Source organism: Streptomyces mutabilis (assembly GCF_014649815.1).
GTDB lineage: Bacteria > Actinomycetota > Actinomycetes > Streptomycetales > Streptomycetaceae > Streptomyces > Streptomyces mutabilis.
This window is the reverse complement of record NZ_BMTT01000004.1, coordinates 389,887-404,335: the sequence shown is the minus strand read 5'-3', so window position 1 is coordinate 404,335 and position 14,449 is coordinate 389,887. Positions and strand designations below refer to the sequence as shown.

Genomic DNA, 14,449 nt, shown 5'->3' with positions numbered 1-14,449 from the left:
TGATTCCCGGGAACCACGCGCGTCGCACGTGTCACCGCTCGACGGGCCGGTCACGGCGCTCGACGGGCCGTTCCTGCGTCCCGCCGGGCCGGCCCTGGGCCTTCTGGGCCGCCTCCAGGAAGCGCAGCAGCTCCACCGGGAAGGGCAGCACCAGCGTCGAGTTCTTCTCGGCGGCGACCGCGACGACGGTCTGCAGCAGCCTGAGCTGAAGGGCGGCGGGCGTCTCGGACATCTCCCGCGCCGCCTCGGCGAGGACCTTGGAGGCCTGGAGCTCGGCGTCGGCGTTGATGACCCGGGCCCGGCGCTCCCGGTCCGCCTCGGCCTGCCGGGCCATCGAGCGCTTCATCGTGTCCGGCAGGGACACGTCCTTGATCTCGACCCGGTCGATCTGCACGCCCCAGCCGACGGCCGGGCTGTCGATCATCAGCTCCAGGCCCTGGTTGAGCTTCTCCCGGTCGGACAGCAGGTCGTCCAGGTCGCTCTTGCCGATGATCGAACGCAGGGAGGTCTGCGCCATCTGCGAGACGGCGAACCGGTAGTCCTCCACCCGGACGAGCGCGTTGGCCGCGTCGACCACCTTGAAGTACACGACCGCGTCCACCCGCACCGTGACGTTGTCCCGGGTGATGCCCTCCTGCGCGGGCACCGGCAGCGTGACGATCTGCATGTTCACCTTGTGCAGCCGGTCCACGAAGGGGACCACCATCGTGAACCCGGGCTCGCGCACCTCGCCCGCCAGGCGTCCGAGCCGGAAGACGACCCCGCGCTCGTACTGCTTGACGACCCGCGCCGCCGAGGCGACGTAGAGGACCCCCGCGCTTCCGGCGGCGGCGGCCGCGGTCAGCAGCTCCTGGAGCATGACGACCCCTTCCCTCAGAGGCCCGTTTCGTCCCTCCTTGTCACGATAGGCCCGGCACTCGGTAGCGCGACAGGCCCGGCGAGCCGCGTGGCGTGACAGGCCCGGCGAGCGAGTGTCGGACAGACCGGCGCCCGGTCCGAGGCCGTGCCCCGGACCGGGCGCCGTCACCGATACGGACCGGCGGGGCTACACGGCGGCCTTCGCGGGTTCCGTGACCTTCACCGGGTCCGTGCCGGTGGAGCTGTGCCGCTCGGCCCAGTTCTCCAGCGCGGTGCGGCAGGCGTGGTCCAGGTGGTGCAGCCCGGACAGGTCCAGCTCGACCGGCCGGTCCTGCGGCAGCGCCTCCAGGCTCTCCAGGATCTTCGGCAGCCTGAGGAAGGTCGCGTTGCCCGTCAGGTGCGCCTGGATCGGTCCGGCGCCCTTGTCGACGACCTCCAGCTTGAGGTGCGAGGCTTCCCACGCGGTCTTGATCACGGACAGGGCGATACCGATCAGCACGCCTTCGAACATGTTCACCGCGACGATGGACACGGCGGTGACCACGAGGATCAGCGCCTCGCCCCGGTGGTCGCGCCACAGCGGCACGATGCTGCGGAACGGGATCAGCTTCCAGCCCGCGTGGACCAGGATGCCCGCCAGCGCGGGCAACGGGATCAGGGCCAGCACGGACGGCAGCAGCGCCGCGAACAGCAGCAGCCACACACCGTGCATCACCCGGGACGCCTTGGTGCGCGCGCCCGCGCTGACGTTGGCGGAACTGCGCACGATGACCGCGGTCATCGGCAGCGCGCCGAGCAGGCCACAGACCGTGTTGCCCGCGCCCTGCGCCATCAGCTCCTTGTTGTACTCGGTACGCGGACCCTTGTGCAGCCGGTCCACCGCCGCGGCGCTGAACAGGCTCTCCGCCGAGGCGATCAGCGTGAAGGCGACGATGGTGCCGAGCAGGCCCACGTTCGCGAGCTCGCCGAAGGCGTCGGCGCCGGGCGGCTGGATCACGTCCAGCAGTCCGCTCACCTCGACGGTCGCCACCGACAGCCCGAACGCGGCCGTGAGCGCCGTGGCCAGGCCGACCGCGGCCAGCGCGCCCGGCACGGTCTGCGCCCGCTTCGGCAGCCGCTTCCACAGCACCATCACCGCGACGGTGCCCGCGCCGAGGGCGAGTGAGGTCAGCGCCTCGGTGCTGCCCAGCGCGTCCGCGGCGGCCCCGGGCAGCCCGGTGAGCTTGTCGATGCCGGAGGCGGGTGCCTCCAGCCCGGCCGCCGAGTAGAGCTGGCCCGCGATGAGCACGAGGCCGATGCCGGCCAGCATGCCCTCGACGACCGACAGGGAGATGGCCCGGAACCAGCGCCCCAGTTTCAGGGCGCCCATCCCGAGCTGGATCAGTCCGGTGGCCAGCACGATCACGCCGAGGGCGGCCAGTCCGTAGGAGTCGACCGCGCCGAAGACCAGCACGGTCAGTCCGGCGGCCGGACCGGACACCTGCAGGCTGCTGCCGGGCAGGAGACCGGTGACCAGACCGCCCACGATGCCGGTGACCAGGCCGAGTTCGGCCGGGACACCGGAGGCGACGGCCACGCCCACGCAGAGCGGGAGGGCGACCAGGAACACGACGAGCGAGGCGGTGAAGTCCTGCCGCAGGTGCGGGAACTTCCTTGCGTTTCCGGGCGAGTTCTCCGGCGTCTTCTCGGCTATCGAGGTCATGGCGGCGCTCACAGCGTCTCGAACGCGTCGGTGTCCGCCCGGTGTTCGCGTACGACACCGGTGTGGACCTCGTAGTACCAGCCGTGCATCCGCAGCCGGCCCTCCGTCAGGCGCCGCTCGACGCACGGGTAGGAGCGCAGCCGCAGCAGTTGCGACAGGACGTGGTGCTGGACGGCCTCGGCCACCGTCGGGTCGGCGGGATCGCAGGGCTTCGGTTCGTCCGCGGCCGCGGCCAGCCAGTCGCGGACGGCGGGTACGGCGGTCAGGTCGTCCCCGCGCACCAGTGCGCCGACGGCTCCGCAGTGCGAGTGGCCGCAGACCACGATGTCCGTGACGCCGAGCACCTCGACGGCGTACTCGACGGTGGCCGCCTCGCCGGAGGGGTGACCGGCGCCGTACAGCGGGACGATGTTGCCGGCGGTGCGCAGCTCGAAGAGCTGGCCGGGCCGGGCTCCGGTGATCAGGGCGGGTACGACCCGGGAGTCGGAGCAGGTGATGAACAGGACTTCGGGCGACTGGCCTTCGGCGTGCCCGGCGAACTCCTCAGGGCGCTGTCCGAACGTACGGGCGTTGTCGATGAGGGGCTGCATGATGGGGTTGTTCCTCCTGGCGCGCGTGGGGGCGCGTCGGACGGTCAGGTCAGAGTTTGGGGTACTGGCCGGGATCTCAGCAGCGGAAGACCTGGAGCGCCGCGGGGGAGCGGTCCGTCGCGCTTCTCGGCCGGTGTTCTCCGGCGCGGCCGGACACGCCGGGTTCCGGTACGAGCGGGTCGGCATGCCGCAGCAACGTGCGCTGGGGGGTGTCGGGCTGCGGTGCGGCGGTGCCACGGTGTCGGTCGCGGACGCGTGGCGCGGTGGTCGGGTTGCCCGGGCGCTCGGTCTCGTGACAGGTGACGGTCTCGTGGCGCCCCGCCGTTTCGGAAAGGGGCGTCCCGAGGTGGGTTCTGGCCACGACATCACCGCTCGTATGCGCGGACGCGAACGGCGCGGTGGGAGTGAAGACCAGGAGCGCGAACAGGACGGCGGCGAGGATCGGAACCACGGTCCGGGCCGTCGTGCCTCGGAACATGCGCCCCCTTCCAGGCGTTTCCTGCCGCTGGTATATGCCGGGACATGGTCAAGACCCGGTCAATGCACAGTCAATGCACGGTCAAGAGACACGGTAACCCGGCAGCACGCTTTGCAAGGTTAACGTGGCGTTACGTGACGAAGAGAGCCTGAAAATGGCGGGTGGGTTGGCGGGAACCAATCGTTCCTCAGGGCGTGTCGACCAGTCGGGCCGCGTCCCGGGCCAGTGCGGTGAGTCGGGAGATCGCCCGGAAGTACTTCTTGCGGTACCCGCCCTCCAGCATCTCCTCGCCGAAGAGCCGGTCGAAGGGCAGACCGGACGCCAGGACGGGCACCTCGCGGTCGTAGAGCCGGTCGGCGAGGACGACGAGGCGCAGCGCCGTCGACTGGTCGGGCACCGGGCGCACCCCGGTCAGGCAGACGGCCGCGACACCGTCGGTCAGGGCGCCGTAGCGGCTGGGGTGGACGCGGGCGAGGTGGTCGAGGAGGGCGGGGAAGTCGTCCAGAGAGGCGCCCTCGGTGGCCTGCGCGGCGCGGGTCACCTGAGCGTCGGAGTACGGTGCCGGCGCCTCGGGCAGACCACGGTGACGGTAGTCCTCGCCGTCGATGCGCAGGGTGCGGAAGTGGGCGGACAGGCCCTGGATCTCGCGCAGGAAGTCGGCGGCGGCGAAGCGGCCCTCGCCGAGCTTGCCCGGCAGCGTGTTGGAGGTGGCGGCGAGCGCCACTCCGGCCTCGACGAGCCGGCCGAGCAGGCTGGAGACGAGGACGGTGTCGCCGGGGTCGTCGAGCTCGAACTCGTCGATGCACAGGAGGCGGTGTCCGGAGAGGGTCCGCACGGTCTGCTGGAAGCCGAGGGCGCCGACGAGGTTGGTCAGTTCCACGAAGGTGCCGAACGCCTTGCGCTCCGGCTCCGCCGGGGTCGCGTGCCACAGGGAGGCCAGCAGGTGGGTCTTGCCGACGCCGTAGCCGCCGTCGAGGTAGACGCCACGGGGGCCGGCGGGGGCCTTCGGAGCCTTGCTCCGGCCGAAGCCGAGGAAGCCGCGCCTGCCCGTGGCGGCGGGGCTCCCGTCCAGTCCGGTCGCGAAGTCCTCCAGGACCCGGACGGCCTCGCTCTGGCTGGGCTGGTTCGGGTCCGGGATGTACGTGCCGAAACGGACCGAGTCGAAGCGGGGCGGGGGCACCATCTCGGCGACCAGGCGCTCCGCGGGGACGTGGGGCTCGCGGGCGCACAGGGAGAGCGGGGCGGCGGGGGCCGTCCCGGCTATCGGGGTGGGGCCGGAGGCGGCGGAGCGGGAGGCGGGGGAGGAGGACGACACGGTTGTCCATGGTAGGGCCTGTCGGGGACGCCGGCCGTGGTGAGGGCGCGCCGGGGGCCGGTGCGGTGCGGTGTCCCGGCGCGGCCCGGGCGTGGGCGGGGCGCGCGGCCCGGCGCTCGCGGGGTGCCGCCGAGTCCGGCTGTGCCGCCCCTCGCGGCGCGATTTCCGGGGCAGCGCGGCTGTGCGGCTGTGTGGTGGTACGCCGATGCCCGGCAAGAACGGCCGCGCGGTTCGGGAGCCCGGCGCGTGGAACACTGCACCGCATGCGACGCCTGTTCCCTGCCCCTGTGACCGATCAGACAGCCGGCCCGGCCCCCGACGGAACCGACCGGGAGTGGAGCCTCGCCGAGCTGGCCGCCGCCTACGCCTATCCCGAGCCGGACGGGCGGACGGGGACGGGGGCCTGGCTGCGGGCGAACATGGTCTCCACCCTCGACGGCGCGGCCCAGCACGACGGCCACTCCCGGCCCATCTCCGGCGCGGCGGACATGCGCGTCTTCGGCACCCTGCGCGCGCTGGCCGACGTGGTGATCGCCGGCGCCGAGACCGTACGTCAGGAGGGGTATCGCCCGGCTCGTTCGCGCGCCGATTTCGCGGAGCTGCGCCAGGCGGCCGGTCAGCGCCCCGCGCCCGCGATCGCCGTGGTCAGCGCGAGCCTGGAGCTGGATTTCTCGCTGCCGCTGTACACCTCGCCGCTGGTGCCCACCCTGATCCTGACCGGTGCGGCCGCGGCCCCGGACCGGATCGCGGCCGCCGAGAAGGCCGGTGCCCGGGTGGTGATCGCGGGTGACGGCGTCGGCGTGGACCCGGCCCGCGCCGTCGACGCGCTCGTCCGGCTCGGGCACACCCGGCTGCTGACCGAGGGCGGTCCGCGGCTGCTCGGGCAGTTCATCGCGTCCGGGGTGCTCGACGAGCTGTGTCTGACGGTCTCGCCGACACTCACCGCGGGCGACGCGCAGCGGATCGCGGGCGGACCGTCGGTCGAGGTTCCGCGGCGGTTCGTCCTGGAGTCCCTGCTGGAGGAGGAAGGCTTCCTCTTCAGCCGGTACCGGCGCGACTAGCACGGTTTCGGGGCGGGCGGCGGCCGGACAGGGGTTCGGTCGTTGCCACGCATCCGGGGATCGGCGGAATCTCCCGTTCCGTTCAGGTCGCGACGGGCACACTGATTCCGGCAGTACCCGTGCGATCACGGGGCAGGATGGTTTCCGCAGGGTTTGGACGGAGGGTGGGCCCGCGGGCCCGCGAAGGAGAAGGGGCGCCTGGTGTTCACAAGCGTTTTGATGATCGAGAAGGCCCTGACGTCCGCCGACGTGGAGTTCGTCACCACCTTGCACGGGGACGAGCAGGTCGCCTTCCACGTGCTGCTCCAGCCGCGCGGCGATCAGGCGGACCGGCTGCTGAGAGCGATCGACGACGTCGCGCTCGGCGAACTCGACGACGCCGTGCGGGAGGGTGAGACGCCGGAGGGCGAGGAGGCGCTGAGCGTCGGGCAGCGGGCACTGGAGGTGTCCCTCACGGCCCTGCGCGCGTCCGGAGCCGAGGCGGAGGGACGGCTGATCGAGGACCACCCGCTGGACGAGCTCAAGTCCCTGGTCCTGGAGGCCGGAGCCGATGAGGTGATCGTCCTGACCGACCCGCACTACGTGGAGGAGTTCTTCCACCGGGACTGGGCCTCACGGGCCCGCCACAAGGTCGGCGTACCCGTCCTGAAACTGTTCTCCCACAGCAAGGCATAGGCTTGGGCCGCGCTCCCCGGACCGGGGGCGCCACCAGCAGACCACCTCACGCAGACCGTCGCACTTCTGGGGAGAACAGCGCATGGCACCCGGCCTTCCTACCGCCATGGACCGACCGCACTTCATCGGCATCGGCGGCGCCGGGATGTCGGGCATCGCCAAGATCCTCGCGCAGCGCGGGGCCGCGGTGGCGGGCAGCGACGCCAAGGAGTCCGCGACCGCCGAAGCCCTGCGCGAGCTGGGCGCGACCGTGCACATCGGGCACGCCGCCGGGCACCTCGCCGACGACGCGACCTGCGTCGTCGTGTCCTCGGCGATCCGCGAGGACAACCCGGAGCTGGCCCGCGCCGCGGAGCTGGGCATCCCGGTCGTCCACCGCTCCGACGCCCTCGCCGCCCTGATGAACGGCCTGCGCCCGCTCGCCGTCGCCGGCACCCACGGCAAGACCACCACCACCTCGATGCTGGCGGTCTCCCTGTCCGAGCTGGGCCTGAACCCGTCGTACGCGATCGGCGGCGACCTGGACGCGCCCGGCTCCAACGCCCTGCACGGCGACGGCGAGATCTTCGTCGCCGAAGCCGACGAAAGCGACCGCAGCTTCCACAAGTACGCCCCCGAGGTCGCCATCGTCCTCAACGTCGAACTCGACCACCACGCCAACTACGCGTCGATGGACGAGATCTACGAGTCCTTCGAGACCTTCGCCTCGAAGATCGCCCCCGGCGGCACGCTGGTGATCGCAGCCGACCAGGCGGGCTCCCGGGAGCTGACCCGGCGACTGTCCGGCAAGGTGCGGACCGTGACGTACGGGGAGTCCGAGGACGCCGACGTGCGCATCCTGTCGGTCGTTCCGCAGGGCTTGAAGAGCGAGGTCACCGTCGTCATGGAGGGCGCCGAGCTGACCTTCACCGTCTCCGTCCCCGGCCGCCACTACGCCCACAACGCGGTCGCCGCCCTCGCCGCGGGCGCGGCCCTCGGCATCCCCGCCGCCGAGCTGGCCCCCGCCCTCGCCGCCTACACCGGCGTCAAGCGACGCCTACAGCTCAAGGGCGAGGCGGCCGGCGTCCAGGTCGTCGACTCCTACGCGCACCACCCCACCGAGATGACGGCCGACCTGGAGGCCATGCGCGCCGCCGTCGGCGACGCCCGCATCCTGGTCCTCTTCCAGCCGCACCTCTTCTCCCGCACCCAGGAGCTGGGCAAGGAGATGGGCCAGGCCCTGTCCCTCGCGGACGCGTCGGTCGTCCTCGACATCTACCCTGCCCGCGAGGACCCGATCCCGGGCGTCACCAGCGAGCTGATCATCGAGGCGGCCCGCGCCGCGGGCGCCGACGTCACGCCGGCGCACGACAAGACGGAGGCCCCCGCGGTGGTCGCGGGAATGGCGAAGGCCGGTGATCTGGTTCTCACCATGGGCGCGGGCGATGTCACGGACCTCGGACCGCGCATCCTGGACGAGCTGTCGAGCAAGGCGAAGTAAGGGGCTGAGGACTCATGTCGTACGACGTCGAGAAGCCGGACGAGCAGTGGCGCGCGGAGCTGGCCCCGGCCGAGTACGCCGTACTGCGCCAGGCCGCGACCGAACCCGCCTTCACCGGTGAGTACACCGACACCGAGACCGAGGGCGTCTACTCGTGCCGGGCCTGCGGCGCCGACCTGTTCACCTCGCAGACCAAGTTCGAGTCGCACTGCGGCTGGCCGTCCTTCTTCGACCCGAAGGACACCGACGCCGTCGAGCTGATCGAGGACCGCTCCCACGGCATGGTGCGCACGGAGGTGCGGTGCGCGCGGTGCGGGTCGCACCTCGGGCACGTGTTCAAGGGCGAGGGGTACCCGACCCCGACCGATCAGCGGTACTGCATCAACAGCATCGCGCTGCGGCTCCAGCCCGCCGAGGGCTGAGCCGGACGTTCAGCGGGCGGCGGCCGGGAGCGTCAAGGTGAAGACCGTCCTGCCCGGCCCGCCGCCCAGCGAGATCGTGCCGCCGTGCGCCCGCACCAGCGACCCGGCGACGGAGAGCCCCAGCCCGCTGCCGCCCCGGTCGCGGCTGCGGGCCTTGTCGACGCGGTAGAAGCGGTCGAAGACCCGCTCCCGGTCGGCCGCCGGGACACCCGGCCCGGTGTCCGCGACGGTCACCGTCACGCAGTCCGCCGCCGCCGACACCATGACCGAGACCTCCGTTCCCGGCGGGGTGTGCACGGCCGCGTTGGTGAGCAGGTTGTCGAGCACCTGCCGGATGCGCTGCGGGTCCATGCGCAGCTTCACCACCGCCGGCCCGGCCGTCACCGTGAGCGGGTGCTCCGGGTGACCGGCGCGGAAGGCGTCGGCCGCCTGCCGCACCAGCTCCGTGAGGTCCGCGTCCTCCCACCGCAGCGGCGCCTCGCGCTCGCCGCCCTGGCGGTCCTCGTGGTGGTGGGCGCCGTCTCGGCGCGTGCCGCCCGGCGCAGGATGGCGTACGAGACCTGGCACTTGGGCCACCTCTACACGTACGCCGCGGTAGTGCTGGCCTTCACCCACCAGATCGCCGTCGGTACGAGCTTCACCTCCTCGCCGGCCGCGACGGCGCACTGGTACGGGGTGTGGGGCGCGGCCCTCGGCGCGCTCCTGGCCGGCCGGGTCGTGCTGCCGCTGCGGCGGAACCTGCGCCACCGGCTGCGCGCGACCGCAGTCGTCCCCGAGAACGACCACGTCGTCTCCATCCTCATCACCGGCCGCGATCTGGACCGGCTGCCCGCGCGGGCCGGACAGTTCTTCCCGTGGCGGTTCCTGACCCGCGACCACTGGTGGCAGGCCAACCCCTCTTCGCTCTCCATGGGGTGCGGCACCCCGAGGACGCCGGCCGGCTGTGCACCGTCCTGGAGGTCACCGACGGGGCGGTCGCGACCTCCGCGCGATAGGAGCGCGGTGACCACGTCGTCGACGGGCGCACCGGGCGTCCGGCGTCCGGACCGCTCGCCGTGACCGTCGTGACGCCGACCCTCACGGAGGCGGACACGGTCGCCACGGCGGCGTTCGCGATGGGCGCCGAGGGCGTCGAGTGGGCGGCCGTACGGGACGGCTGCGAGGTCTTCGCGGTGGACGCCGGGCGGCGGGTGCGGCGCACGGCTGGGCTGCCCGTCGCGGAGCAGGTGGCCTCATACCGTCACCACGGTCATGTGACACCGGACGTCTAGACTTCCCCGGCAACGACCCGTGGCGACCTGGCCAGAACCATCCGCCCACCCGAAGGGTATTCGGCGTTTTGATACGGATTGATTCAGTCACCAAGCGGTACCCGGACGGCACCGTGGCGGTCGACCGGCTGTCGCTGGAGATACCCGACCGCTCGATCACGGTTCTCGTCGGACCGTCGGGCTGCGGCAAGACGACGACCCTGCGGATGATCAACAGGATGATCGAGCCCACCGAGGGCACCATCTCCCTGAACGGCGCGGACCTCCAGCAGCAGCCGGTCACCACGTTGCGCCGGTCGATGGGGTACGTCATCCAGAACGCCGGTCTCTTCCAGCACCGGACCATCCTCGACAACATCGCCACCGTGCCCCGCATGATCGGGTGGGGCAGGCGGAAGTCCCGGGAGCGGGCCGCCGAGCTGATGGAGCGGGTGGGGCTCGACGCCTCCCTCGCCAAGCGGTACCCGTACCAGCTCTCCGGCGGCCAGCAGCAGCGGGTCGGCGTGGCCCGGGCGCTCGCCGCCGACCCGCCGGTGCTCCTCATGGACGAACCGTTCTCCGCCGTGGACCCCGTGGTCCGCAAGGGCCTCCAGGACGAACTCCTGCGCATCCAGGACGAGCTGGGCAAGACCATCGTCTTCGTCACGCACGACATCGACGAGGCCATCAAGCTGGGCAGCACGGTCGCGGTGATGCGTACCGGCGGCCGGCTCGCCCAGTTCGCGCCGCCCGCCGAACTGCTGTCGAACCCCGTGGACGACTTCGTCGAGGACTTCCTCGGCGCCGATCGCGGCATCCGGCGGTTGTCCTTCTTCGCCTCCGAGGGCCTGGAACTGACGACGGACCCCGTCGTGCGCGTGGACGCCACGGCCGAACAGCTGGCCGCGCCCGACGCCCCCTACCTGCTGGTGACCGACGCGGAGGGCCGCCCGCTGGGCTGGGCCGAACCGGGGGACCTGACCGCCGGCGACATCGTGGCCGAAGGGCTGCTGCCGTACGGGCGGCCCTTCGTGCCGGGCGCGGATTCGCTGCGGGCCGCGCTGGACTGCGCGGTGCTCTCGCCCACTGGCTGGGCCGTCGCCGTGGACGCCGGCGGGCGGGTGACGGGGGTCGTCTCCCAGCAGGCCGTCGGCGAGGCGATCCGCGCCGCCCACAGTGCGGCGGACACCGGCGACGCGCGGGCCGTGGGGCCCGCCGACATCGCGAAGGTCGCGCCGTGAACGGCTTCTTCGACATCCCCAGCGACCTCGACAACACCTACTTCGGCCTCATCGGACTGCACCTGCGCGAGGCGCTGCTGCCGGTCCTGGCCGGGCTGCTGGCCGCGCTGCCCATCGCCCAGCTCTGCGTGCGGTTCCGCTGGCTGTACCCGCCGGTGCTCGGCCTGACCACCGTGTTCTACGCCATCCCGTCCCTCGCGGTCTTCGTCGTCCTCATCGACTACACCGGCCAGACCGAGCTGACGGTGATGATCCCGCTGGCCGTCTACAGCCTGGTGGTGCTCGTCCCGGCCATCGTCGACGGCGTGCGGTCGGTGCCCGAGGAGACCCTGGCCGCGTCCACCGCGATGGGTTTCGGACCCGTACGGCGCTACCTCCAGGTGCAGTTGCCGATCGCCGTGCCCGCGATCCTCGCCGGCCTGCGGGTGGCCGTGTCGGCGAGCATCTCCCTGGTCAGCGTCGGCGCCCTCATCGGCAACCAGGGCGCCCTCGGCAACCTGCTCGCGGACGCCCAGAAGTACGGCAGGCCCGAGCTGGCGGTCAACTCGGTCCTCACCACCGCCGTACTGGCCATCCTGTGCGACGCGGCGCTCGTCCTGGTCCGCAACCTGCTGACGCCTTGGATGCCGCGCGGCAAGGCCGGGCGACGTCCGAAGCAGGCCGCCGCGCGGCCCGAGCCGGAGGAGGCGGCGACCCGGTGAACGTCCTCGACTTCGTCAACGCCTTCTTCAGCGACAGCGCCCAGTGGCACGGCTACGACGGCATCCCGCAGCGCCTGCTGGAGCACGTCCAGTACACGCTGATGGCGCTCGGCATCGCCGCCGCGATCGGGCTGCCCGTCGGGCTGCTGACCGGCCACACCGGGCGCGGCGGCAACGCCGTCGCCTTCGTCGCCACCGCAGCCCGTGCCCTGCCCAGCTTCGGGCTGCTGGTGCTGATCGCCGTCGTCGTCGGCATCGGCCTGCTGCCCGTGATGATCCCGCTGGTCGTGCTCGCGATCCCGCCGATCCTCGTGACCACCTACGAGGCGGTCCGCTCCGTCGACCCCGCCCCGGTGGACGCCGCACGGGGCATGGGCATGCACGAGCCGGACATCCTCCTCCGGGTCGAACTGCCCGTCGCCCTGCCGCTGGTGCTCAGCGGACTGCGCTCGGCCGCCATCCAGGTCGTGTCGACGGCCACCATCGCCGCGTACGTCAGTCTCGGCGGGATCGGCCGGTACATCATCGACGGCCTCTACCAGCGCGACTACGAGAAGGTGGTCGGCGGCGCGACGCTGGTGGCCCTCCTGGCGCTGGCCACGCTCGCGGTGTTCTGGGCGGCGGAGCGGCTGGCGGTCTCCCCGGGGGTGCGCAGGCGCTGACGCGCTCGAACGCACACGTGACGAAAACCGTAACCAGGCCGTTCTTGACTGACCGACAAGTGGCTCGTTTGGATCGACGGATGACTTCTAGCGCGAAGAGCGGCAGGTCCAGGACGAGGCACACCGGCGCGGCGGCCGTCGCGCTCACCGCCGCGACGGCGCTGCTCGCGGGCTGTTCCTCCTCCGACGACACCTCCGACAACCCCCTGGCCGGGGAGAAGGCGGAGGCCGGCACCGTCGTCGTCGGCTCCAACAACTTCGCCGAGAGCACCCTGCTCGCCGACATCTACGGCGAGGCGCTCAAGGCCAAGGGCCTCAAGGTCACCTACAAGCACAACATCGGCAGCCGGGAGACGACGTACGGCCTGATGAAGAACGGCTCGGTCACGGTGCTGCCCGAGTACAACGGTTCGCTGCTCGCCTACCTCGACCCCGAGGCCGGGCAGCAGTCCGCCGAGGCCGTGAACGAAGCGGTCAAGGCCAAGCTCGACAAGAAGCTGACGCTCCTGGAGTCCTCGCCGGCCGAGAACAAGGACTCGGTCAGCGTCAACGCCGAGACCGCGAAGAAGCACGGCCTCACCGCCGAGTCGACCCTCGCCGACCTCAAGGACATAGCACCGGACCTGGTGATCGGCGGTTCACCCGAGTTCCAGACCCGGCAGCAGGGCCTCAAGGGCCTGGAGTCCGTGTACGGCCTGGAGTTCAAGTCGTTCAAGGCGCTCGACGCGGGCGGCCCGCTGACCCAGTCGGCGCTGACCAAGAACACCGTGCAGGCGGCGGACATCTTCACCACCGACCCGACCATCGTCAAGGAGAAGTTCGTCGTCCTCAGGGACCCGGAGAACCTCTTCGGCCACGCGAACGTGACACCACTGGTCCACAAGGAGGGCCTGCCCCCTGAGGGCGTCGACGCGCTGAACGCGGTCTCCGCCAAGCTGGACACCAAGACCCTCCTCGACCTGGACGCCCAGGTCCAGCTGGACAAGAAGGACCCGCTGGACGTGGCCGTGGAGTGGCTGGAGTCGGCCGGATTGAGCTGACCCGCAGCACGCTCCCTCACGACGCCGCGGCCGAGGCCGCGGCGTCGATCAACTGGTCGATCAGGGCGATGAGGACGTCCCGGCTGGAGGCCCGCTCCCGCGCGTCGCACAGCAGCACCTTGACGTGCTCCGGCAGCGCCAGCGCCTCCCGGATCTCCTCGGCCGGATACGGGTGCCGCCCGTGGAAGCCGTTGACGCCGACGACGAACGGAATGCCGCGGCGCTCGAAGAAGTCGATGGCCGCGAAGCTCGACTCGGGCCTGCGGACGTCCACCAGCACCACCGCGCCCAGTGCCCCGATCGCCAGGTCGTTCCACATGAACCAGAAGCGCTGCTGACCGGGCGTACCGAACAGGTACAGCACCAGCTCCCGGCCGATGCTGATCCGCCCGAAGTCCAGGGCGACCGTGGTGTCCCGCTTCTCCTCGATCCCGGCGAGGTCGTCGACGTCCAGCCCCGCCGCGGTCAGCGGTTCCTCGGTGCGCAGCGGGGCGATCTCGCTCACCGAGCCGACCATGGTGGTCTTCCCGACGCCGAAACCGCCGGCGATCAGGATCTTCACCGCCTCGGGCGCGGCCGGGGAGGCGGGTGCCGTGGGCGCCGGAGCGGCGCGGTCAGAGCCGGCCAAGGCCGTCCCTCACTTTCTGCAGCAGGTCCAGGTCGGGGGTGGCGCGGTCGACCGGGTGCGGCGGCCGGGCGGTGATCCGGCCGGCCTCCAGCAGGTCCGAGAGCAGGATGACGACCACACTCACCGGCAGGTCGAGGCGGGCCGCGACCTCCGCCACGGCGACCGGTTCCGCGCACAGGCGCAGGATCCGCAGGTGTTCGGGCTGTGGTCGCACGGCACGGGCCGGCTGCGGATCGAGGGCGGTCACCGTCGTGATGAGGGTGAAGTCGGCGCGGCTGGGCCGGGTCCGGCCGCCGGTCAGGGTGAACGGCCGCACCAGCCGCCCCCCGGTGTCGCCTCCGGTCAC

15 protein-coding genes and 3 pseudogenes are annotated in these 14,449 nt (G+C 72.0%); 10 read left to right on the top strand and 8 right to left on the bottom strand.

All coding sequences use genetic code 11. The annotated features are described in order from the left end of the window. Positions 1 to 31: 31 nt before the first annotated feature. From IE142_RS12655 to zapE, 5 genes are all read right to left on the bottom strand, one after another. The gene (locus tag IE142_RS12655) at positions 32 to 859 is read right to left on the bottom strand and encodes a slipin family protein (protein WP_191885820.1); all 828 of its coding nucleotides are present in this window, start codon (positions 857 to 859) and stop codon (positions 32 to 34) included. A gap of 186 nt (positions 860 to 1,045) precedes the next feature. After that, complete coding sequence (locus IE142_RS12650) at positions 1,046 to 2,560, bottom strand: SulP family inorganic anion transporter (RefSeq protein ID WP_191885819.1); 1,515 nt, start codon at positions 2,558 to 2,560, stop codon at positions 1,046 to 1,048. 8 nt (positions 2,561 to 2,568) lie between these two features. After that, a complete protein-coding gene (locus IE142_RS12645) occupies positions 2,569 to 3,150 on the bottom strand; it encodes a carbonic anhydrase (protein ID WP_043378608.1) in 582 nt (193 codons plus the stop codon). 76 nt (positions 3,151 to 3,226) lie between these two features. After that, the gene (locus IE142_RS12640; RefSeq protein ID WP_191885818.1) at positions 3,227 to 3,628 is read right to left on the bottom strand and encodes a hypothetical protein; all 402 of its coding nucleotides are present in this window, start codon (positions 3,626 to 3,628) and stop codon (positions 3,227 to 3,229) included. A 187-nt stretch (positions 3,629 to 3,815) separates the two neighbouring features. Next, positions 3,816 to 4,943, bottom strand: a complete 1,128-nt coding sequence (gene zapE / locus IE142_RS12635) for a cell division protein ZapE (RefSeq protein WP_191885817.1) — start codon at positions 4,941 to 4,943, stop codon at positions 3,816 to 3,818. Positions 4,944 to 5,206: 263 nt separating this feature from the next. Here zapE and IE142_RS12630 point away from each other — a divergent pair, with 263 nt between their 5' ends. The 4 genes from IE142_RS12630 to msrB all read left to right on the top strand — a co-directional run bounded on the left by IE142_RS12630 (position 5,207) and on the right by msrB (position 8,581). Continuing rightward, entirely contained in the window at positions 5,207 to 6,004 is a 798-nt protein-coding gene (locus IE142_RS12630; RefSeq protein ID WP_191885816.1) for a pyrimidine reductase family protein, read from the top strand. 201 nt (positions 6,005 to 6,205) lie between these two features. Continuing rightward, the gene (locus IE142_RS12625; RefSeq protein ID WP_191885815.1) at positions 6,206 to 6,679 is read left to right on the top strand and encodes an indole-3-glycerol phosphate synthase; all 474 of its coding nucleotides are present in this window, start codon (positions 6,206 to 6,208) and stop codon (positions 6,677 to 6,679) included. 82 nt (positions 6,680 to 6,761) lie between these two features. After that, a complete protein-coding gene (murC, locus tag IE142_RS12620; protein WP_191885814.1) occupies positions 6,762 to 8,159 on the top strand; it encodes a UDP-N-acetylmuramate--L-alanine ligase in 1,398 nt (465 codons plus the stop codon). A 14-nt stretch (positions 8,160 to 8,173) separates the two neighbouring features. Next, positions 8,174 to 8,581, top strand: a complete 408-nt coding sequence (gene msrB, locus IE142_RS12615; RefSeq protein ID WP_191885813.1) for a peptide-methionine (R)-S-oxide reductase MsrB — start codon at positions 8,174 to 8,176, stop codon at positions 8,579 to 8,581. 9 nt (positions 8,582 to 8,590) lie between these two features. Here msrB and IE142_RS12610 read toward each other — a convergent pair. Beyond that, positions 8,591 to 9,067 (bottom strand): annotated as a pseudogene (locus IE142_RS12610) (sensor histidine kinase); the annotation flags it as partial. Between IE142_RS12610 and IE142_RS12605 the strand changes: the two are divergent. The 6 genes and pseudogenes from IE142_RS12605 to IE142_RS12580 form a co-directional block, all read left to right on the top strand. Beyond that, positions 9,062 to 9,490 (top strand): annotated as a pseudogene (locus IE142_RS12605) (oxidoreductase); the annotation flags it as partial. The pseudogenes IE142_RS12610 and IE142_RS12605 overlap by 6 nt on opposite strands. 2 nt (positions 9,491 to 9,492) lie before the next feature. Then, positions 9,493 to 9,852, top strand: a pseudogene (locus IE142_RS12600) (FAD:protein FMN transferase); the annotation flags it as partial. A gap of 68 nt (positions 9,853 to 9,920) precedes the next feature. Then, entirely contained in the window at positions 9,921 to 11,072 is a 1,152-nt protein-coding gene (locus IE142_RS12595) for an ABC transporter ATP-binding protein (RefSeq protein ID WP_191885812.1), read from the top strand. Then, positions 11,069 to 11,773: an ABC transporter permease gene (locus IE142_RS12590; protein WP_191885811.1), complete on the top strand. Its 705-nt coding sequence runs from the start codon at positions 11,069 to 11,071 to the stop codon at positions 11,771 to 11,773. Before IE142_RS12595 ends, IE142_RS12590 begins: the two co-directional genes overlap by 4 nt. Beyond that, positions 11,770 to 12,435: an ABC transporter permease gene (locus tag IE142_RS12585; protein WP_191885810.1), complete on the top strand. Its 666-nt coding sequence runs from the start codon at positions 11,770 to 11,772 to the stop codon at positions 12,433 to 12,435. Before IE142_RS12590 ends, IE142_RS12585 begins: the two co-directional genes overlap by 4 nt. An 80-nt stretch (positions 12,436 to 12,515) precedes the next feature. Further along, complete coding sequence (locus IE142_RS12580) at positions 12,516 to 13,475, top strand: ABC transporter substrate-binding protein (RefSeq protein WP_191885809.1); 960 nt, start codon at positions 12,516 to 12,518, stop codon at positions 13,473 to 13,475. A 16-nt stretch (positions 13,476 to 13,491) separates the two neighbouring features. Here IE142_RS12580 and IE142_RS12575 read toward each other — a convergent pair whose 3' ends face one another. Continuing rightward, a complete protein-coding gene (locus tag IE142_RS12575) occupies positions 13,492 to 14,103 on the bottom strand; it encodes a GTP-binding protein (RefSeq protein WP_191885808.1) in 612 nt (203 codons plus the stop codon). Continuing rightward, the gene (locus IE142_RS12570) at positions 14,090 to 14,449 is read right to left on the bottom strand and encodes a DUF742 domain-containing protein (RefSeq protein ID WP_191885807.1); all 360 of its coding nucleotides are present in this window, start codon (positions 14,447 to 14,449) and stop codon (positions 14,090 to 14,092) included. The genes IE142_RS12575 and IE142_RS12570 overlap by 14 nt, the downstream gene beginning before the upstream one ends.

Bases quoted from the DNA above. Each gene is read 5' to 3' on its own strand.
- IE142_RS12580 (WP_191885809.1), top strand. From the start codon at position 12,516: ATGACTTCTAGCGCGAAGAGCGGCAGGTCCAGGACGAGGCACACCGGC.
- msrB (WP_191885813.1), top strand. From the start codon at position 8,174: ATGTCGTACGACGTCGAGAAGCCGGACGAGCAGTGGCGCGCGGAGCTG.
- IE142_RS12640 (WP_191885818.1), bottom strand. From the start codon at position 3,628: ATGTTCCGAGGCACGACGGCCCGGACCGTGGTTCCGATCCTCGCCGCC.
- murC (WP_191885814.1), top strand. From the start codon at position 6,762: ATGGCACCCGGCCTTCCTACCGCCATGGACCGACCGCACTTCATCGGC.
- IE142_RS12630 (WP_191885816.1), top strand. From the start codon at position 5,207: ATGCGACGCCTGTTCCCTGCCCCTGTGACCGATCAGACAGCCGGCCCG.
- IE142_RS12655 (WP_191885820.1), bottom strand. From the start codon at position 859: ATGCTCCAGGAGCTGCTGACCGCGGCCGCCGCCGCCGGAAGCGCGGGG.
- IE142_RS12645 (WP_043378608.1), bottom strand. From the start codon at position 3,150: ATGCAGCCCCTCATCGACAACGCCCGTACGTTCGGACAGCGCCCTGAG.
- IE142_RS12650 (WP_191885819.1), bottom strand. From the start codon at position 2,560: ATGACCTCGATAGCCGAGAAGACGCCGGAGAACTCGCCCGGAAACGCA.